Annotated in this window: 20 protein-coding genes, 1 pseudogene and 1 riboswitch; of the genes and pseudogenes, 19 read left to right on the top strand and 2 right to left on the bottom strand. The window is 54.5% G+C overall.

The features are described 5' to 3' along the window. Window positions 1-4 precede the first annotated feature (4 nt). From KNP80_RS05620 to KNP80_RS05580, 9 genes are all read left to right on the top strand, one after another. Window positions 5-943, top strand: a complete 939-nt coding sequence (locus KNP80_RS05620) for a tetratricopeptide repeat protein (protein ID WP_214834102.1) — start codon at window positions 5-7, stop codon at window positions 941-943. Then, complete coding sequence (locus KNP80_RS05615; protein WP_214834099.1) at window positions 925-2772, top strand: DUF2194 domain-containing protein; 1848 nt, start codon at window positions 925-927, stop codon at window positions 2770-2772. The genes KNP80_RS05620 and KNP80_RS05615 overlap by 19 nt, the downstream gene beginning before the upstream one ends. Next, the gene (gene pelF, locus KNP80_RS05610; RefSeq protein ID WP_214833389.1) at window positions 2769-4187 is read left to right on the top strand and encodes a GT4 family glycosyltransferase PelF; all 1419 of its coding nucleotides are present in this window, start codon (window positions 2769-2771) and stop codon (window positions 4185-4187) included. The genes KNP80_RS05615 and pelF overlap by 4 nt, the downstream gene beginning before the upstream one ends. Further along, the gene (gene pelG / locus KNP80_RS05605; RefSeq protein ID WP_021065927.1) at window positions 4168-5616 is read left to right on the top strand and encodes an exopolysaccharide Pel transporter PelG; all 1449 of its coding nucleotides are present in this window, start codon (window positions 4168-4170) and stop codon (window positions 5614-5616) included. Before pelF ends, pelG begins: the two co-directional genes overlap by 20 nt. 61 nt (window positions 5617-5677) lie before the next feature. Next, a riboswitch (TPP riboswitch) is annotated at window positions 5678-5782 on the top strand. A gap of 81 nt (window positions 5783-5863) precedes the next feature. After that, complete coding sequence (gene tenA, locus KNP80_RS05600; RefSeq protein ID WP_214719004.1) at window positions 5864-6538, top strand: thiaminase II; 675 nt, start codon at window positions 5864-5866, stop codon at window positions 6536-6538. Next, window positions 6535-7323: a hydroxyethylthiazole kinase gene (gene thiM / locus KNP80_RS05595; RefSeq protein WP_214834095.1), complete on the top strand. Its 789-nt coding sequence runs from the start codon at window positions 6535-6537 to the stop codon at window positions 7321-7323. Before tenA ends, thiM begins: the two co-directional genes overlap by 4 nt. Beyond that, window positions 7320-8159, top strand: coding sequence for a bifunctional hydroxymethylpyrimidine kinase/phosphomethylpyrimidine kinase (thiD, locus tag KNP80_RS05590; protein ID WP_251132336.1), 840 nt, complete (start codon window positions 7320-7322; stop codon window positions 8157-8159). The genes thiM and thiD overlap by 4 nt, the downstream gene beginning before the upstream one ends. Next, window positions 8131-8769: a thiamine phosphate synthase gene (gene thiE / locus KNP80_RS05585; RefSeq protein ID WP_214834093.1), complete on the top strand. Its 639-nt coding sequence runs from the start codon at window positions 8131-8133 to the stop codon at window positions 8767-8769. The genes thiD and thiE overlap by 29 nt, the downstream gene beginning before the upstream one ends. Window positions 8770-8792: 23 nt before the next feature. Further along, the gene (locus KNP80_RS05580) at window positions 8793-9428 is read left to right on the top strand and encodes an SDR family oxidoreductase (protein ID WP_214834090.1); all 636 of its coding nucleotides are present in this window, start codon (window positions 8793-8795) and stop codon (window positions 9426-9428) included. Between the two features lie 71 nt (window positions 9429-9499). Here KNP80_RS05580 and KNP80_RS05575 read toward each other — a convergent pair. Next, window positions 9500-9949: pseudogene (locus KNP80_RS05575) on the bottom strand (RNA-guided endonuclease TnpB family protein); the annotation flags it as partial. A 61-nt stretch (window positions 9950-10010) separates the two neighbouring features. On the opposite strand from KNP80_RS05575, the gene KNP80_RS05570 reads away from it, so the two are divergent. The 3 genes from KNP80_RS05570 to KNP80_RS05560 all read left to right on the top strand — a co-directional run bounded on the left by KNP80_RS05570 (window position 10011) and on the right by KNP80_RS05560 (window position 12597). After that, window positions 10011-11576 (top strand): GGDEF domain-containing protein, encoded by a 1566-nt coding sequence (locus KNP80_RS05570; protein ID WP_214719024.1) that lies wholly within the window; start codon window positions 10011-10013, stop codon window positions 11574-11576. Between the two features lie 45 nt (window positions 11577-11621). Further along, window positions 11622-12071: an OsmC family protein gene (locus tag KNP80_RS05565; protein ID WP_214834087.1), complete on the top strand. Its 450-nt coding sequence runs from the start codon at window positions 11622-11624 to the stop codon at window positions 12069-12071. An 88-nt stretch (window positions 12072-12159) separates the two neighbouring features. Further along, window positions 12160-12597, top strand: a complete 438-nt coding sequence (locus tag KNP80_RS05560; RefSeq protein ID WP_214834084.1) for a GNAT family N-acetyltransferase — start codon at window positions 12160-12162, stop codon at window positions 12595-12597. Here the strand turns inward: KNP80_RS05560 and KNP80_RS05555 are convergent, their stop codons facing one another. Next, window positions 12598-13044, bottom strand: a complete 447-nt coding sequence (locus KNP80_RS05555; protein ID WP_214719028.1) for a DUF4385 domain-containing protein — start codon at window positions 13042-13044, stop codon at window positions 12598-12600. A gap of 67 nt (window positions 13045-13111) precedes the next feature. Here KNP80_RS05555 and KNP80_RS05550 point away from each other — a divergent pair, with 67 nt between their 5' ends. The 7 genes from KNP80_RS05550 (at window position 13112) to rbsB (ending at window position 19409) form a co-directional block, all read left to right on the top strand. Beyond that, window positions 13112-13663, top strand: coding sequence for a GNAT family N-acetyltransferase (locus KNP80_RS05550; RefSeq protein ID WP_214834081.1), 552 nt, complete (start codon window positions 13112-13114; stop codon window positions 13661-13663). A gap of 101 nt (window positions 13664-13764) precedes the next feature. Continuing rightward, entirely contained in the window at window positions 13765-14748 is a 984-nt protein-coding gene (locus KNP80_RS05545; protein ID WP_214833399.1) for a LacI family DNA-binding transcriptional regulator, read from the top strand. After that, window positions 14745-15629, top strand: a complete 885-nt coding sequence (gene rbsK / locus KNP80_RS05540; protein WP_214719032.1) for a ribokinase — start codon at window positions 14745-14747, stop codon at window positions 15627-15629. Before KNP80_RS05545 ends, rbsK begins: the two co-directional genes overlap by 4 nt. Next, window positions 15629-16018: a D-ribose pyranase gene (gene rbsD, locus KNP80_RS05535; protein ID WP_214719034.1), complete on the top strand. Its 390-nt coding sequence runs from the start codon at window positions 15629-15631 to the stop codon at window positions 16016-16018. Before rbsK ends, rbsD begins: the two co-directional genes overlap by 1 nt. Window positions 16019-16029: 11 nt before the next feature. Next, window positions 16030-17508: a sugar ABC transporter ATP-binding protein gene (locus tag KNP80_RS05530; RefSeq protein WP_214719036.1), complete on the top strand. Its 1479-nt coding sequence runs from the start codon at window positions 16030-16032 to the stop codon at window positions 17506-17508. 1 nt (window position 17509) lies between these two features. Continuing rightward, window positions 17510-18475: an ABC transporter permease subunit gene (locus KNP80_RS05525; protein WP_021065942.1), complete on the top strand. Its 966-nt coding sequence runs from the start codon at window positions 17510-17512 to the stop codon at window positions 18473-18475. Window positions 18476-18497: 22 nt separating this feature from the next. Continuing rightward, window positions 18498-19409, top strand: coding sequence for a ribose ABC transporter substrate-binding protein RbsB (gene rbsB, locus KNP80_RS05520; protein WP_214834078.1), 912 nt, complete (start codon window positions 18498-18500; stop codon window positions 19407-19409). Window positions 19410-19413 lie beyond the last annotated feature (4 nt).

Below are 19413 nucleotides of genomic sequence, written 5' to 3'. Positions count from 1 at the left end.
CGGTATGGAGCTGACGGTTCGTCTCGGATTGATTGGGATTTATGTCGTTCACGCTATGCTAGCCTTCGTCTTGTTAATCACATTGAAACGAAGGATGAAAGCACCGGACTATGGGGTCGCGGTGGCGGCACTCAGTTTCGGACTGTTCCTGCCGTTTGTGGCTGAACTTGCCGTCTATGCGGTGTATCGTTTGGCCGAGCGCTTTGGCCGGAGCGGTCTGATTGAAGACTATGACGACTATATCGATTTCAAAGTCGTCAACTATGAACAGATTCGTCATGAAGCGAACAGCAGCACGCACTTGTTGCCGCTCAACGATGCCATCAATTCCAAAGATCCGGCCATCCGGAAACATTCGATTTTGACGCACGTCAATCAGTCGATCGACCAGCAAGGGAAGTATTTGCAGATGGGTCTCGAGAGTACGGACAGCGAGACCGTCCATTATGCGGCGGCGACGATGAATATCTTAATCGACCAGTATGAACAAGAACTGAAATTGGCGAAACGCGAATATGATTTGGGGAATCCCGACACGATTCAACGGCTCGCGACAATCTATAAACGGATGATTCATAGCGAGCTCATCACCGAGGTCATGTTGAAGGACAAGCAGACCGCATGGCTCGAAGAATTGTTAAAAGCGAAGACGCTCTATCCCCCGACGCCATGGATTTATGAAGACTTGAACGAGATTTATCTCACGTTACAGCATCCAAAAGAGCAATTGAACATCCTGAAGGAGTACGTCCACCATTTCCCGGAACGAATCGAGGCCCATCTTATGCTCATCAACTTCTATTATGAGCGGGAGCGTTGGAACGAAGTGAAGGCGGTCATGTTTATGATGCAGACCCAGTTCACGCTCGACGATGTGCCGTATGAGTACCGACTGTTGTTTGAAGAATGGAGTGACACGACATCATGGAAAAACGAACTGTAATCTCATTCTCGCTCTTCATCGTCTTATTTCTAGTCATCGTCGGTGCGATTCAATACTTACGGATTCATTCGCTGCACACACTACTGCCGAACGTTGCCGAGCAGCAGATGAATATCGATCAATTGAAGAGTGATGCGTCAGCGAAAGCAGGCGAACATCAACTTCAAATTTATCTCGTCCGGGATGAAGGGGATTTGGCGGTCGAGACGGCGGACAATCTGCGTCACGGCTTACAGTACGCGAAGCTCGACGTACGCGATGTCAGCCCTGGTGCCGTCGGATCGATTGCGCCTTCTCCGTATACGATTATCATTTTTACCGGAGAAGATTCATCGAGATGGCCGTTCGTCGCGATGAAGCGTTACGTCGAACAGGGCGGCAACCTCGTCTTCGCGAACCGGTTCAAAGACCCCGCGTGGAACGCGTTGACCGGGATTGAAGAAATTGGTGAGTATGTGCCGGACGTATATGGCTTGAATTTCGAGGAGACGATTTTCCCGGGCTATGTCGACTTGAATCCGCCGGACGACCTGTTCGTTCATAGCGTCGTCGACTTTGCGGTCGCAGATGACGCCAACCTCATGTTGTCAGCCGAAGGTTTCCCAATCCTTTGGGAATACCGTGTTGGTGAAGGGAACGTCCTGTATTGGAATACGACAATCACGAACCAAAAGATGATTCGCGGCTTGTTCGTGCAGACGCTCGGCACGATGCCGCCAGCGTTCGTCACAGCACAAGCGGCCATCAAACTCATGTACATCGATGATTTCCCGGCACCGGTCATGGATGGGAAGATGAAAGATGTGTCCGCGACGCCGCTCGATAAATCGGTCAAAGACTTTTTCGCCGAGGATTGGTGGGAAGACATGGTCGATTTAGCAGAAGACGACGATGTGATTTACACCGGAGCCATGATTGGGACGTATGAGGAAGAGATGGAACTTGTCGATGAGCAGTTGATTAAGCGCGGCGAGTTTCCGATGCTGTATTTTGGACGTAAACTGATTGCCCACGGCGGAGAAATCGGGTTACATGGTTATAATCACCAATCGCTCGTCACGGCCGATGAACCGATTGATCCGACATATGGCTATATCCCGTGGAAAGATAAAGAAGAGATGAAGCGGTCGTTATTGCAGGCTGAATCGGTGTTCGCGAACTATTTCCCGGCCGAGACGCTTAAGTCATACGTCCCGCCATCGAATGCGCTCAACCGGACTGGTGTCGATGCAATCGCAGAGGCGTTACCTAACCTTCGCACGATTGCCTCCCTTTACACCGGGGAACCCGAGAATGGAGACTTCGTGCAAGAGTTCGAGTTTGATGCGACACACCCGAACCTCTATCATTTCCCGCGCGTGACGAGCGATTACGGGGAAGAGCGCGGCTCGATTTTCCAGATGGTCGATGCAATCGCCAACTTCGGCGTGTTTTCACACTTCATTCACCCGGATGATGTCATCGATCCAGACCGGGCCTTCGGGCGGGACTGGGATACGATGTTCACAAGCCTGCGTAAAATCGTCCATGACGTGAGAGACCAATATCCGCATCTCGAGGCGTATACGCAACATTATGCGACCGAGAAGATGATCACCTACCAACAAGCTGATTTGAACGTCACGTTCGATGAGTCGACGGTCTATTTGGCCGGGGAAGGACTCATCAATCCGTCTCATTTCACGATTCGCCTGAAACCGGGCCAATCACTCGAGACAGGGAAATTTGACTTCGGGACGGTCGAACAGTGGGAGGCCGACCGACCTCTCTATCTCGTCAAACTGTCAGCGGCGAATGCTGAAATCGCCATCAAGGGGGAAGCGCAATGAAAATCGGACTTGTCTTAGAGGGCAGTTATCCGTATGTGAGCGGAGGCGTCTCAAGCTGGACGCAGACGTTGATCGAGGAGATGCCCGAGGTGTCGTTTGAAATCATTTCAATTCAACCGACCGAGAAACGACCGGAAGATATGAAATACGAGTTTCCCCCGAACGTCTCCGGCATCACCCATCTGTATTTAAACGACGTGGGGGAGCGAGCGAAGGGACGATTGAAGTGGGGTGCCGACGACGAACAGAACGTGTCGGACTGGCTCATGTTGAGAAGCCCGAACCGACAAGCGCTGCGACTACTCGGGAAAGAAGTGCCTTCGAGCGAGACGTTTTTCGCGAGCGAGTTCTTTTGGCGCAACGTCAAGGCCGCCTACGCCGAAGAGATGAACGGCGGCTCGTTCATCGACTATTTCTGGATGTGGCAAAGCATGTACACCCCGATTTTGCGGGTGCTCCATCAGCCGCTCCCGAAAGTCGATCTCGTCCATTCCGTATCGACGGGTTATGCCGGGGTAGTCGCTTCCTACATGAAAGAGACGCAAGGGATCCCGTTCATCTTGACCGAGCATGGCATCTATTCCCGTGAACGCGAGGAAGAGATTTTACAGTCGTATTGGATTCCGGCGCCGTATAAACCGAGATGGGTCCGTTTCTTCCACCATTTGTCCCGGGAGGCGTATAACGCGGCCGATGAGATTATCACCTTGTTCGAGCGGAATCGCGAATATCAGGAATGGATCGGCGCCCCGAGCGAGAAGACGAAAATTATCGCCAACGGGATTGCCGATCGACAAATCCAGGCGACGGTCGATCGTCCGGAGCACGACCTGTTTCAAATCGGTGCCATCGTCCGCCTCGTCCCAATCAAAGACTTGAAGACGATGATTTATGCCGCCAAGATTTTGCAGGAGCGGCATCGTCTGTTCAAACTGACGATCATGGGTCCACTCAATGAGGATGAAGAATATGCGGAAGAGTGCCGTCTGCTCATCGAACAGAGCGGATTGAGCGATTATGTCGAACTGGCCGGGAAAGTGGACGTCCAAACGTATTTGCCGACCTTTGATTTACTGCTCCTGACGAGCATCTCGGAAGGGCAGCCGCTCGCGATTCTCGAAGGCATGGCCGCCGGGATTCCGTGGGTCGCCACCGATGTCGGCGCCTGTTCCGAGCTTTTATACGGACGAGCGGATGACCCGTTCGGTCCGGCCGGTTTCATCGTGCCGCCGGTTCATCCGGAAGCGGTCGCCGACAAAGTCGAATGGATGATGGATTACCCGCAGGAACGAATGCGGTTCGGCAAGAACGGACGGGAGCGGGTCCGCCAATATTATCGTCTCCAACAAGTCGTGGACCGCTATAAGGCTATCTATGAAGCGAGGAGGGAACAGTATGGCGGGCATCGGGTTTAAGTTGCAGAAGTTGTTCCAAGAAGACTACTATTCGTCCCGGCTGAAGGCGTACACGTTCTCCGGTCTCGTCACGTCCGGACCGTGGTTGATCGTCATCTTGGTCGTCGGTACGATTCAATGGTTGGCATTCCAAATGCCGACGTTGTCGCTCGCCGAACGGACGCTCTTCATGATCTCGGTCTCGTACGCGTTCATCTTCTCGCAAATCTTGTTCAGTTTTCAACAGCTCGTCGTCACACGATACGTGGCGGACTTGTTTTATGAGAAAAAGGCGCATGAGATTTTTCCGGTGTTCACCGGGATGCTCAAAGTGACGATTCTCGCCGCAGGCTTGCTGTATAGTATCTTTTGGCTATTGTCGCCGCTCGATTTTCTGTACAAACTGACGTTGTTCGTTTTATTTATGACGATTAACGTCATCTGGGTCATGTTCTTGTTCTTGAGTGCCGCCAAGTATTATCAAGCGGTGGCCTATAGCTTCTTGCTCGGTGGACTCATCTCGGTCGGGAGCGTCTATGCGATCAGCCGTCTCATGGTCGACCCGTCGAGTCTCGAGCTGTTGCTCGGTTTCACGGTCGGGATGATTGTGACGTTGTTCGGGTTATTCTTCGCGATGCTCCGGACGTTCCCGCTCCGTTACGCGGTGAAAGAGTTCTCGTACTTCAAGTACTTCGACCGCTATCCGGACTTGTTCGCCATCGGCGTGTTGTACGTGCTCGGGATTTGGGTCACGAATTTCATCATCTGGTTCGGTGAAGGACGTGTCATCATCGCGGACTCGTTCCTGTTCAACCCGTATTATGATACGGCCATCTTTTGGTCGTACTTGACGATTATCCCGACGCAACTGTTGTTCGTCGTCGCCGTCGAGACCCGATTTTATGAGCGCTACCGTACGTTTTATGGATTGATCAACTACGGCGGGGCACTCCATCAAATCGAGAAGGCGAAACAGACGATGACGTCCGTATTGAAAAATGAGTTGATTCGACTCGCGCGGAGCCAAGGCGTCGTGACGCTGTTCGCCATCCTGATGGCGGGCGCGTTCGTCAGTTGGATCGGCGTCCCGGATGAGATTGGTCAAATCTTTCGGATGACGACGCTCGCGGCGTTCGCGAATGCGATGATTCTCATCTTGACGCTGTTATTGCTCTATTTCGAGGACCGGCGCGGGGCGTTGTTCGTCAACATCTCGTTCTTCACGTTGAACGCGTTGTTCACGTTACTGCTCTTGCCGCGAGGCATCGATTGGTACGGTGTCGGCTTTGCCGTCAGCACGACGATCACGTTCTTCTTGGCCGGCCTGCGTTTGATTTATTACATGGGCAAAGTCGATTATTACGTGTTCGCCGCGTCGAACCGGCGCAAGCTCGGCACCGAGCGGTTCTCGCAAATGGGAACGTTGTTGAACCGGCGCTTTTCGCGATAAAGGGTTTTCAGTACAGGGAAAGACTGATATGATGTGGTCGTAGACGACCGAATTTCATAATGTTTACCACTAGGGGAGTCGCGTGACGCGGCTGAGATGGACGAGGTCCAGACCCTTTGAACCTGATCTAGTTCACGCTAGCGTAGGGAAGTGGGCGAACCGATTGTTCTCGTACACTTTGTGTAAATCCGACGCCGCTTCCGTTATGGGAGGCGGCGTCTTTTTTAATCACAAAGGAGGAGAACACATGACATTCACCGCACATCTACGACAAGAGGCAGATGCTTTGTTTCAAGCCAGTTTTGATCACCCGTTCGTCCGCGAACTCGGAACGGGTGAACTCGACGAGGCGAAATTTCGGCATTACGTCATGCAAGACTCGTATTATTTGAATCAGTTTTCGAAAGTACAGGCGAAAGGCGCGACGCTCGCCCCGAATATGGAAGTGGCGAGCCGTTTTTTGACGCACGCCCTTCACACGATTGAAGCGGAGCATGCGCTGCATCGTGAGTTTTTCACGTTGCTCGACGTGACGGAGGCGGAGTGGGCGACGTTCGAACCGGCCCCGACGGCTTACGCCTATGCGATGCATATGCAACAGGCTGGGCCGACGCTCGGCGACGTGCTCGCGTCAATCTTGCCTTGCTACTGGGTCTATTATGAGATCGGGGAGCGATTGAAAGACGCGACACCCGATCATCCGATTTATACGACGTGGATTGCGACGTACGGGTCGGAATGGTTCCGCGACCTCGTCGAGGAACAGATTGAACGGCTCGACGTGCTCGCCGGACAGGCGACCGCGGAAGAGCGATTCCGGTATCAGCAGCTGTTCTTGAAGAGTTGTTATTATGAACACGCGTTTTGGGAGATGGCGTGGACGCTCGAGTCGTGGGATTTACCGGCGGGGGTAACACGATGAAGCGCGACTTATGGGACAAAGTCAGAGCCGAACGGCCACTCATCCACAACATCACGAATATCGTCGTCGCCAACTTTTCAGCGGACGGGTTGCTCGCCATCGGTGCGGCCCCGGTCATGGCATCTGCGGTCGAAGAAGTGGCCGAGATGGCATCCGTGAGCGATGCGCTCGTGCTTAATATCGGCACGCTCGATGCAATGACGGAACGTACGATGATTCGAGCCGGGCAGGCGGCGAATCAAGCGGGTCGTCCAGTCGTCTTCGATCCGGTCGGGGTCGGGGCGACCTCATTCCGGCGCGACGTCGCCAAAGCGATTCTGCAACATGTCCGCGTGACGGTCATTCGTGGGAATGCCGGAGAAATCGCGACATTGATTGGTCTCGACGCGGCGGCGCGCGGTGTGGACGCCGGTGAAACGCGAGACGATTTGAATCAAATCGCGCGTGAGGCGGCACGACGCTACACCTGTGTCGTTGCCGTGACCGGAGAAACGGATGTCGTCAGCGACGGGGACGTGACGATTGAAATTAAAGGCGGTACTGGCGCGATGGCCCGGACGACAGGGACCGGTTGTTTACTCAGTGCGGTCGTCGGTGCGTTCCTTGCGGTCGAACGGGATGCGGTTACGGCCACGGCGACGGCGCTCGCCGGCTATGCCCGGTGCGGCGAACTCGCTACCGCTTTGGCTGACGGACCGGGTGACTTCCCCGTTCACTTCTTGAATGAGCTAGGCAAGATGACGGCGGTCGAGTTGCCGAGTGACCGCATCGAGGTGGTGTCATGATACGGCCTCAAGTATTGACGATTGCCGGTTCAGATTCGGGCGGTGGCGCTGGCATTCAAGCTGATTTGAAGACGTTCCAAGAGCTCGGTGTGTTCGGGACGAGTGTTTTGACGGCCGTCACGGCCCAAAACACGCGTGGGGTGCATGGGGTCGAGGCGGTGTCACCAGAACTCGTGACGCAACAACTCGATGCAATCGGTTCAGACTTTACGATTGCGGCGTGCAAGACCGGGATGTTGTTCGATGCGGCGCGCATCGAGGTGGTCGCTGATGGGGTGCGGCGTCACACATTCAATCGGCTCGTCGTTGACCCGGTCATGATTGCGAAAGGCGGGGCCTCGCTACTTCAGGATTCGGCGGTCCAGGCGCTCAAGACATCCCTCTTGCCGCTCACGACCGTCGTCACGCCGAACGTGCCGGAAGCGGAAGTGTTGACGGGCATGACGATTCGGACGTTTGAAGACCGGATTAAAGCAGCAGAGCAGATGTTAGCGTATGGTGTCCGTGCTGTCATCTTAAAAGGCGGACATCTCGATGGCGCAACTGCGGACGATTTGGTCATGACGGCGTCAGAGACGTTCCTCTTGTCGGCCCCGCGCATCCAGACGAGTGACACACACGGAACCGGTTGTACGTTTTCGGCAGCACTCACGGCGGAACTGGCCAAAGGGCATTCCATCCTCGAGGCGACGGTTACAGCCAAGCGGTTCATCCAAAGCGCGATCACGCATGGACTCGATATCGGTGCCGGACATGGACCGACGAATCACTGGGCGTATGCGACACATGGAGAGGCAGGTGTGACGCTTGAATCCATCACAACGAACCATCGCTGAGCAGTTGCGGCTTTATTTTATTTGCGGAACCGCAAACGCGGAAGACATGCTCCAGACGGTGGAAACGGCACTTCAATGTGGCGTGACATGTTTTCAATTTCGCGAAAAAGGTAAACATGCACTGTATGGGGATAAAAAAGAAGCGATGGCGAGAGCGTTGCAAACACTCTGCCGCTCATACGATGTTCCGTTCATCATCAATGATGACGTCGACCTAGCAGAGCGCATCGATGCCGACGGCGTGCATATCGGACAGGATGATGCCGAGGCCGCACGCGTTCGTGAGCGAATCGGCCCGGACAAATGGCTTGGTGTCTCGGTGCACACGCTCGAAGAAGTAGCGGCGGCCATCGAGCATGCGGATTATGTGGGCATCGGTCCGGTCCACCCGACGAATTCGAAAGAAGACGCCGGGGCAGTGAACGGGACGGTGCTCATCCGCCAAGTTCGAGCCTTGTATCGAGAGCTGCCAATCGTGGGGATTGGCGGCATTTTACCGGAACACGTTTCAATGATTCGGAACGACGGGGCGGACGGCGTCGCCGTCATCTCGGCTATCGCTTCTGCACCGGATGTGGCCATGGCCACACGGCGTTTCGCTTGTCTCTGAATTCAACTTGAGGAGGAAGACAGATGAACGTATTTGTAATAGGCGCGAATGGACAGATTGGAAAACAGCTCGTCGAACGATTGCACGAGGAAGGGAAGCATCAAGTCACGGCGATGGTGCGGAAACAAGAGCAACTCGACGACTTTACATCGAAAGGCTATCAAGCCGTTTTAGGCGACCTCGAAGGTGACGTGTCGTCACTTGAACAGGCGATGTCTGGGATGGACGTGGTCGTCTTTGCGGCTGGTTCAGGCGGTAGTACCGGAGCCGACAAGACGCTGTTAATCGACCTTGACGGCGCGGCGAAAAGTGTCGAGGCGGCTCAGGCGAACGGGAATGTAAAACAGTTCGTCATGGTCAGCGCCTTGAAGGCGGAAGATCGTTCGGCATGGCCGGAAGAGATGAAACCATACTATGTCGCGAAACATCATGCCGATCGTTTGCTCGAGGAGAGCGGACTGACGTATACGATCGTTCGTCCGGGCGCCCTCACGGACGACGCCGGCACGGGCAAAGTGAAGACGGGCGACGTCAAGACGGGGGAAATCCCACGCGCAGACGTAGCGGCCTTCTTGGCACACGTCATCGGACATGACGCGGCCCACAATCAAACGATTGATCTCGTCACAGGCGATACGGCAATCGAAGACACATTTTGAACTACCCCCACCTACGCTTCACTTGGAGGTGGAGGATTCCTGGGTGATCCGGTCGAACGACCGGAACCTGATCAGGCTATCCCCGTCGTCCCGACGGTTGTGGAGGCCAAGATGCGCTCGGCCTCTCGTTTGAGGTTCAGTCCTGCGTTCACATCGCGGTCGTGGTGCGTCCCGCAACCCGGGCATGTCCATATGCGCAGACCGAGATGCTTCACGTCTTTGTGTCGATGGCCGCAACTCGAACAGAGCTGGCTCGAGGCGAACGTCTTGCCGACCTTGACGACGGTTTTGCCGTACCAGTCCGCCTTGTATGCGAGCATGCGGAAGAACTCCGACCAACTGACATCGGAGATCGCTTTGCCGAGCTTGCGGTCCTGCTGCATGTGTTTCACCTGCAGGGTCTCGATGCCGATGACGTCGTGGTTTTTGACGATCCTATTTTTGATAAACGAGATGAAGACAGCGAGTGGACTTTGGTTCCGCTCGCTTTTTGTATGGATGTGTCCGTACACTCGAGAAAGGATTCGTTTCGACCGATAGAGAAAGTAAGAGATGGATTTGTTTGAAGAAAGGGGTCTATCCGTGACCACATTATTTCTCTATATGGCCGTGTATTTATTGCCGGCATTCTTATTGAGCCACCTGGCCCTAGATGTCTTGCTCCGCAATCCGCGCCAAGTCGAACATCGACTGCTCAGCCTATTCGTATTCGGCTACGCGATGCTGTTCTTGGCCGAGTTCGGTCGGCACCTGTCGCCGATTGACGCGAGCCCGGCCTTCGTCACGTACTGGTTCGGCAATGCCGGCATTTTGATTTTCGTCTGTTCCGTCCACTTTATCGTCAAAGTGACGGGAGTCGGGGCGAAACTGCCGAAATGGATATATCCGTATGTCATCTATTTGCCACTCATCCCGGTCGCGTTGACGTTCATCCGTCAAGAGAACATCTTGAACAGTCAGCGCTTCGATCAAGTCGGTCCTTGGATATATCCGGAGTTCAACGTGTCCTATTTGACGACGATGACGGTCGGGAACGTGTTTCATTTCTTGATTATCGTGTTGCTGATGTATGCCTTGAAGCGTGCAGATCGCCACGAACATCAACTGGTGCTCCGGATGCTCATTTGGACGGCGGTCGTCGTCCTCGTCTGGGACATCGTCTTCGGTTATTTCCAGTTTCGTGGAATCATGCCACCGTATGCCTATATGTACGGAGGCTTGGTCTGGACGGTCGCGCTCGTCGTGGCGATGAACCGGCTCGACTTCCTCGCGTCTTACGCGAAACGATACGGCACGCTCTATAACTTGAATCCGTCTGCCATCCTGCTCGTCGACGACACCGGTCGCATCGAGAGTGCGAACCCGGCCGCGCGGACACTGTTCCATACCGTTCGTGTCGTCAATGAACGCTTCGTCGACTTGTTGCCGGAAAAGAAGCGAGACGAGTGGTGCGAGCACTACACCAAGCACTTCAAAGCCCAAAAGAAGTTCCTCGAGTTCGAGACGAAGATTCAGACGAAATCGGGACAAGAACGGTACGTCGTCATCGACGGCGATTTCGTCTATATCGACCAAAAGATTCACGGGATGATTTTGATTCGTGATGTCCATACGTTCAAAGAGGCCGAGCAGTCGATTCGCTTCTTCGCCTATCACGACCCGCTCACGAAGCTCGCGAACCGCCGCGCGTTTTATGAACAAGCCGATCAGGCGTTGCTGCAAGCGGATACGCTCGCGCTCGTCATTCTCGACCTCGACGGCTTCAAAGGCATCAATGATACGTACGGCCACCAGGTTGGCGATGATTTTCTCGTCCACCTCGGCGTCTTGCTCGAGCTGGCGACACCGGAGACGGGTCTCGCCTCGCGTGTCGGCGGCGATGAGTTTTATATGTATGTGACAGACGTCGAGGCGGATGACATCGTCGCGTTCGTCGAACGATTACAATCGCTGCTGGAAGAGCGACCGTTCCGTCTCGGCCGTGAGAAAATCCCGATTCGAGCGAGCATCGGCGTGAGCGTCTCTCCAACCCAAGGCAACGATTTGGACACGCTGATCCATAAGGCGGACCAAGCGATGTATCAAATCAAGCAACAAGGGAAAAACGATTATGCGATTTACGATGAGGTGTTACACGGTCCGAAATAACGGGAACGAGTAGTAGGATGATATCATTTTGGAGGAGGAGACGCGATGACTGAAAAACCATTGGTGACGATGCGCGCCGAAGGGGAAGCGACAAGTGTGAAGACGACGGTGCATGTGCGTGACTTGGAACCGTTCATCGTCGATGAGCCGGAACGACTTGGCGGAACGGATGCCGGACCGAATCCACTCGAATATTTGCTCGGGTCACTCTCGGCGTGTACGACGATTATGATCGCTTACGTGGCGCAAGACCAGGACTTCAGTTATGACGGGGTGACGTTCGTGACCGAAGGGACGCTCGACCCGCGTGGTTTCCAAGGGGTCGAGGGAGTGCGAACGTATTTCGAGGCGGTGCATGTGAAGATCGTCCTCGATACGATTGAATCGGATGAACGGATTGCGGCGCTACAAAAAGGCGTCGAAGCACGTTGTCCGATTACAAATTTGATGCATGCGGCCGATGTCGACCTCACGGCGACGTGGACACGGAAATGAGGATGGGGCGACCCATCCTTTTCTTGATGCAGACAGGAATGTTTGCCGGCGAGCACGAACAAGAGGAGACGTGAGAAAGGAGGACATGATGGACATTCGCCCGATGACGCGACAAGACGCCCGCGCGATTCAAGCGTGGACGTACGAGTCACCATATGATTTTTATAACCAAGAAGCTTCAGCGGAAGGGCTGGATGAACTAATGGCATATCAGGCCGTCCATGACGGTACGTTGATCGGTTTTTACTGTCTCGGCAAATACGCCCAGGTGCCGAACGATACATACGTTTACGATGACACATACGTCGACCTCGGTCTCGGCATGCGACCGGACCGAACGGGGCGAGGATACGGTCGGACGTTCGTCTGTTTAGTGATGCAAGAAGCGGCGCGCGAAGGCAAACCGCTCCGGCTGACGGTGGCCGCGTTCAACGAGCGGGCCATCCATCTCTATGAGCGGCTTGGGTTTCAACAGGTCACGTCGTTTGAAAAAGGGATGACCCGTTTTCTCGTCATGACCCAATAATCATCCATACTGTTTCTGGTGGGCCTTCTTTCGTTTCAAATAGTCTTCATCGGCCCGAAGCTGGTCCCATCGCTCCTTGAAGATGCGGGCCGATTCCGCCTTCTCTTCATCGATTTGTCGGTCGTGGATGTCGCCGTCGTCCTTATATTTTCGTCCGCCTTTATAGTTGGCGTAACGTCTCGCCCGGGTATAGCCCATCTGGATGAATTTGCGGGCCATATCCATCCCGACGAAGTCATCGGCGGCCCGATACGCCTCGAACAGCTCCATAATCTCATCGGCGGACTGTTTGGCGATGTCGGGCGTCTTGAAACGCCAATGGGGAAGAATCTCACTTTTATACGGTTCGACGAGCAGGACGCCTTGTTCGCCTCGTCCGACCCGATACAGCTCCGGTTGTTTACGGAAATCAATCGTTTCAAAATCTAAATCATAATCAAATGGCATCGTCATCCCTCCTCATGGACTCATTCCCGTAACGAATCCGAGGGAAACGACAGAAAGGAAGAACACCATGATTCAACTTGATACAGATCGGCTCCGGTTGCGGGCGTTTCAACTCGAGGACGCTGAACAGATGTTTCGATACGCGCAAGACGAGCGGGTCGGACCAAAAGCCGGATGGGCGTCGCACCAATCGGTCGAGGAGACGCGTGACGTCATCCGGCTGTTCCAACAAGACGAAGACGTCTGGGCCATCACGTTAAAAGAGACAGGTGAGGTCATCGGCAGCCTCGGGTTGCACGACCGCCGGCCGGACCCTGAGATTCAGCATGACCGCCAACGCGAGATTGGGTATGTCCTCAGCCCGGAGCACTGGGGGAAAGGGTACATCCCGGAGGCCGTTCATGAAGTGATGCGCCACGGATTTGATGATCTCGAGCTCGAACGCATCTGGTGCGGACATTTCGACTTCAACGACCAGTCGCGCCGTGTCGTCGAAAAGACGGGCTTCACGTACGTCTTCACGACATCCCAACAGTTGACGCGCTTGGATGGGCGCACGGTGCAGAGCCTCATTTACGTTGTGACGAAAGACGAGTATGAGGAACGCCGGGCTCAATGATGAGCTTGGCGTTTTTTGGTGCGGAAAAATTAACACTTGATATGTAACCGGTTACACATTATGATGTGTTTGTAAGCGTTACCAAAAAAGGGGGAGTCGAGATGGCAACAATCAAACAAGTGGCCAAACGGGCGAACGTTTCTGTCGCGACCGTGTCCCGTGTCATGAACAATAACGGCTATGTGAGCGCCGAGGCGAGGGAGGCCGTCGAGCGGGCCATCGCCGAGCTCGACTACGCCCCGAACCGGGTCGCGCGTTCGTTATTCACCAAAACATCCGGGCTGATCGGATTGATTATGCCAGATATCACGAACCCGTTCTTCCCGCAGTTGGCCCGCGCGATCGAAGACGTGGCCAATCAGCACGGCTATCAAGTCGTCTTGTGCAACACGGACGAGCAACTGGCGAAAGAACAGTCGTACTTGGTCGCGCTTCAGACGATGCATGTTGACGGCCTAATCATCACGACGAACCACTCGGACAATCCGAACTATGAAAAGTTAGAGGTGCCGATGGTCGCGCTCGACCGAATCGTCAAGTCCGGCATTGATGCCGTCATTTCAGACGGATATGAAGGCGGTCGGCTGGCGGCAGAGACGCTGTTGAATTGTGGCGCGACAAGGCTCGCTCACATTGGCGGACCGGAACAGCTGCAGACGGTGAAGCGACGGACGGATGGGTTCCTTGACGTCGCGGGAGATCGTCTCGTCGGCATGACACATTCGAGTTTCACGTTCAAAGAAGCGCTCACGGCGGCGCAAACGCTGTTTGATGAGCATTGGCCGTTCGATGGATTGTTCGCCGCCAATGACGTCATCGCGGCCGCGGTGTTGCAGGAAGCGGTGCGTCGGAATGTGCGTGTGCCAGAAGACTTACAAGTCATCGGTTACGACGGCATAGAGCTCGGGGAGATGACGTCGCCGCCGCTCACGACAATCTCGCAACCCATCTATGAGATGGGACGCCGAGCGACCGAGCGACTCCTCGACTTGATTGAGAAGAAAGATACCGTTACGAAAGAAATCTTGTTGCCCGTCACGTTGACGGAGCGACAGACGACGATCCGAAAGGGGCATGACACATGAAGCGAATTGTGGTCATCGGTAGTGTATCGATGGATTTAGTGGTCACAACAGACAAACGTCCGCAGGCAGGAGAGACCGTCATCGGGCAGGCGTTTCAGACGGTGCCCGGAGGAAAGGGTGCCAACCAAGCGGTCGCCGCCGCTCGACTCGGAGGACGAGTCGAGATGGTCGGATGTGTCGGTTCCGATGAATTCGGACAGCGTATCCGCCAAAACTTTGAACAGAATAAAGTGGGGACCCAACACCTGCGGACGATTGACGGCGAAGTGACCGGGACGGCGCATATCGTGCTCGCCGAAGGTGACAACTCGATTGTCGTCGTCCAATCGGCGAATAAACAAGTCGTCTTCACGGAAGCCGAGCTCGAACAGTTGATTGATGACGAGACACTCGTCTTGCTCCAACTCGAGATTCCAATTGCAACGGTCGAACAAGTGAGTGCGTACTGTCGCGCCCGTCAAATCCCGGTGTTGTTAAATCCGGCTCCGTCGCAACCGCTCACGGATGAACTGCTCGAGCATGTAACCTACGTGACGCCAAACGAGCACGAGTGCCGTGACTTGTTCGGAGACATCCCGCTCGATGAGGTGCTGCGCCGCTATCCGAACAAACTGATTGTGACCGAAGGGGTCAACGGTGTCCGCTTCTTTGATGGCGAGATGATTCAGCACGTTCCAGCCATCCGAGCCGATGTCGTCGATACGACGGGAGCGGGGGACACGTTCAACGGGGCCCTCGCGGCCGCCTTGATGGAAGGAAGCGAGTTACGTGAAGCGGTACGCTTCGCCGTCGTCGCTTCAGGATTGAGTGTGGAAGGGTTCGGAGCCCAAGGCGGCATGCCGAACCGGAACGACGTCATGAGACGATTGGAGCGAGTGTGATGAAGAAACATGGGATTTTGAATAGCCATTTGACCAAAATCTTTGCGGACTTGGGTCATACGGACACGGTTGTCATCGCGGACTGTGGACTACCGATTCCAAATGGCGTGGCGCGAGTCGATTTGGCGCTTCGTCTCGGTGAACCGTCGTTCCTCGATGTATTAGATGCGGTCGAGTCGGATATGGTCATCGAACAGATCACCGTAGCCGATGAGGTGTTCACCGCGAACGAGCCAATCGCCAAAGCGTTGACCGATCGATTTGACACGGTGAAAACTTGTTCGCATGAAGCGTTCAAACGCGAGGTCGAACAAGCGAAAGTCGTCATCCGGACAGGAGAAGCGACTCCGTATGCGAACGTCATTTTACATGCCGGCGTCATCTTTTAAGGAGGGGTTCGATGCACATCCAGTTGAAGCGCATCCATAAATCGTTCGGTCCGGTCAGTGTATTGAAAGGCGTCGACTTCGAATTGTTACCCGGCGAAATTCATGCGTTGATGGGCGAAAACGGGGCCGGCAAATCGACGCTCATGAAAGTGATGACCGGGCTGCATCCGCTTGATGAAGGAGAAGTCGTCATCGATGGGGCCGTCCGGCAGTTCAAACATCCGAAAGAAGCCGAACGGGCGGGCATCGCGTTTATTCACCAAGAGTTGAACATACTGCCGGAGCTGACGGTGATGGAAAACTTGTTCCTTGGACGGGAATTGACCGGTCCGTTCGGTGTCATCAAGCAGCAAGAGATGAAGCGTCGGGCGCGGGAGTATTTGGCCGAGTTGAACGTGTTCATGGAAGTCGATCAGCTCGCCAAACAATTATCTGTCGGACAACAGCAGATGATCGAGATCGCCAAAGCGCTCATGACGGATGCGAAAGTCATCGTCATGGACGAACCGACCGCCGCACTCACCGACCGCGAGATTCGAGCGCTGTTCTCGGTATCGCGGGCGTTGCGTGACCAAGGCGTGTCGATTATCTATATCTCGCACCGGATGGAAGAGATTTTTGAACTGTGCGACCGCATCACTGTCCTCCGCGACGGCGTGTCGATTGGGACACACCGTATCGCTGAGACATCGTTCGAAGAAATCGTCAAAGAGATGGTCGGGCGCGAGATTGGGGAACGCTATCCGGATCGGAACGCCACGATTGGCGACGTCGTACTTGAAGTCGATGGATTGATAGGTAACCGGTTCCACAATGTCTCGTTTGATGTTCGAGCCGGTGAAATCGTCGGTTTCTCGGGACTCATGGGAGCTGGACGCACCGAAGTGATGCGTGCCTTATTCGGAGCCGACCGGGCCAAAGCAGGCGTCGTCAAACTGAACGGAACCGAAATCCGAATCAAGCAACCGGCCGACGCGATCCGACACGGCATCGCCTTCTTGACGGAAGACCGAAAAGGCGAAGGGTTGTTGCTCGACTTCACGTTACGTGAGAACTTATCGCTGCCGACGCTCGATAAACGAGCGAAGGGAACCATCATCTCACGGCAAGCGGAAGAACAGTTCGCGGACGGTTATTTGAAAAAGCTGCGCGTCAAACATCATTCGATGGAGCAGAAAGTGAAGTCGCTCTCGGGTGGGAACCAACAAAAAATCGTCCTCGGCAAATGGCTCGGCGCCGAGCCGGACGTCTTGATTCTCGACGAACCGACGCGTGGTGTCGATGTCGGGGCGAAAAAAGAGATTTACACGATCATGAGTGAGCTTGCCGAGTCGGGCGTCGCCATTATCATGGTGTCGTCGGATTTACCCGAGGTACTCGGGATGAGCGATCGGATTGTCGTCATGCGAGAAGGTGTCGTCACCGGAACGTTGGCCAAAGACGAGGCGACGCAAGAAAAAGTCATGACATATGCGACAGGAGGACAATGATATGGAATTGAAAGCTGCGACTGCATTAGGTCGGCCGCAAAAGCTTGGTTGGGGACAAAAGCTCGGACCGTTATTCGGATTGCTCGCCATCATCGTTGTGGTGACGGCGCTCGAACCAGGTTTTCTCTCGTTGAACAACATCTTTAACGTCCTTCGCCAAGTGTCTATCAACGCCTTGATTGCGTTCGGGATGACGTTCGTCATTTTGACAGGCGGCATCGACTTATCGGTCGGTTCGATTCTCGCCTTGTCTTCGGCGTTCGTCGCCGGCATGATGGTCGATGGGCAACACGCGGTCATGGCGATCGCGCTCGGATTGATTGCCGGTGCTGTGCTCGGTGCGTTCAACGGCGCCGTCATCACATACGGGAAAGTCGCACCGTTCATCGCGACGCTCGCGACGATGACGATTTATCGGGGTTTGACGCTCGTCTATACGGACGGCCGTCCGATTACCGGGTTAGGCGACTCGACGTGGTTCGAACTCCTCGGACGCGGTTACTTCTGGATTATCCCGGTGCCAGCTGTGACGATGTTGATCGCTTTCGGTGTGTTGTACTTCATTTTGAAAAAGACGACGTTCGGTCGTCATACGTACGCGATTGGCGGTAACGAGGAAGCTGCCAAACTGATGGGCATCGGGGTCAACAAAGTCAAAGTCTTGATTTACTCGTTGTCGGGTACATTGGCGGCACTCGCCGGCATCATTTTGACATCGCGTCTCAACTCGGCCCAACCGACGGCTGGGACGTCTTATGAACTTGACGCCATCGCAGCGGTCGTTCTCGGGGGAACGAGTCTTGCGGGTGGACGAGGCTGGATTGTCGGGACGCTGATTGGGGCGCTCATTATCGGCACGTTGAACAACGGTTTGAACCTTCTTGGCGTCTCATCGTTTTTCCAACTCGTCGTCAAAGGGGCCGTCATTTTATTCGCAGTATTGCTCGATCGAAAACAAAACGCGTAATCATCGAAAGGGGAAACGGAAGATGAAAAAATGGACAGCTTGGCTACTCGTATTGACAATGGTCGTCATGGCAGCTTGTTCGACGGAACAACCGGGGACAAGTTCGGAGCAAGAGACGAAAGACGGGGACTTCAAAATAGGGCTCTCGATTTCGACACTAAACAACCCGTTCTTCGTCGCGTTGAAAGACGGTGCGGAAGAGCAAGCAACTGAACTCGATGCGACACTCACGGTCGCCGATGCGCAAAACGATGCGGCCAAACAAGTGAGCGACGTCGAAGACATGATTCAAAAAAGGATGGACTTGATTCTTATCAACCCGACCGATTCGGAAGCAGTCGGTGCAGCCGTTCAAAGTGCGAACGATGCGGGCATCCCGGTCATCACGGTCGACCGTAACGCCGAGTCAGGCGACGTGGTCGCGCACGTGGCGTCAGATAACGTCGCTGGTGGGAAGCTCGCAGGTGACTATATGGTTGAACTCGTCGGCGAAGGTGGGAAAGTCGTCGAACTCGAAGGGATTCCAGGAGCGTCAGCGACACGTGACCGTGGTCAAGGATTCAACGAAGCAATCGATGGAAAACTTGACGTCGTTGCCAAACAGTCGGCTAACTTTGACCGGGCCCAAGGGTTGACGGTCATGGAGAACATCTTGCAAGACAATAAAGACATCGTCGCCGTATTCGCTCATAATGATGAGATGGCACTCGGTGCCGTTCAAGCGTTGAACAGTGCCGGCTTGAACGATGTCAAAGTCATCGGCTTTGATGCGACGGATGATGCCGTCAAGGCGGTCGAGGACGGAACGATGGCTGCGACGGTCGCACAGAAACCGACAGAGATTGGAAAACTCGGTGTCGAGGCTGCTGTGAACCACTTAAAAGGGGAGACAGTGGAAGAGAACATCCCGGTCGACCTCGAATTGATTAAATAATATG

The organism is Exiguobacterium sp. E4787, assembly GCF_018618375.1.
Classification (GTDB): Bacteria; Bacillota; Bacilli; order Exiguobacteriales; family Exiguobacteriaceae; genus Exiguobacterium; species Exiguobacterium chiriqhucha.
Note: the sequence above shows the minus strand (reverse complement) of the source record. Positions and strands in the feature narration are given on the sequence as shown.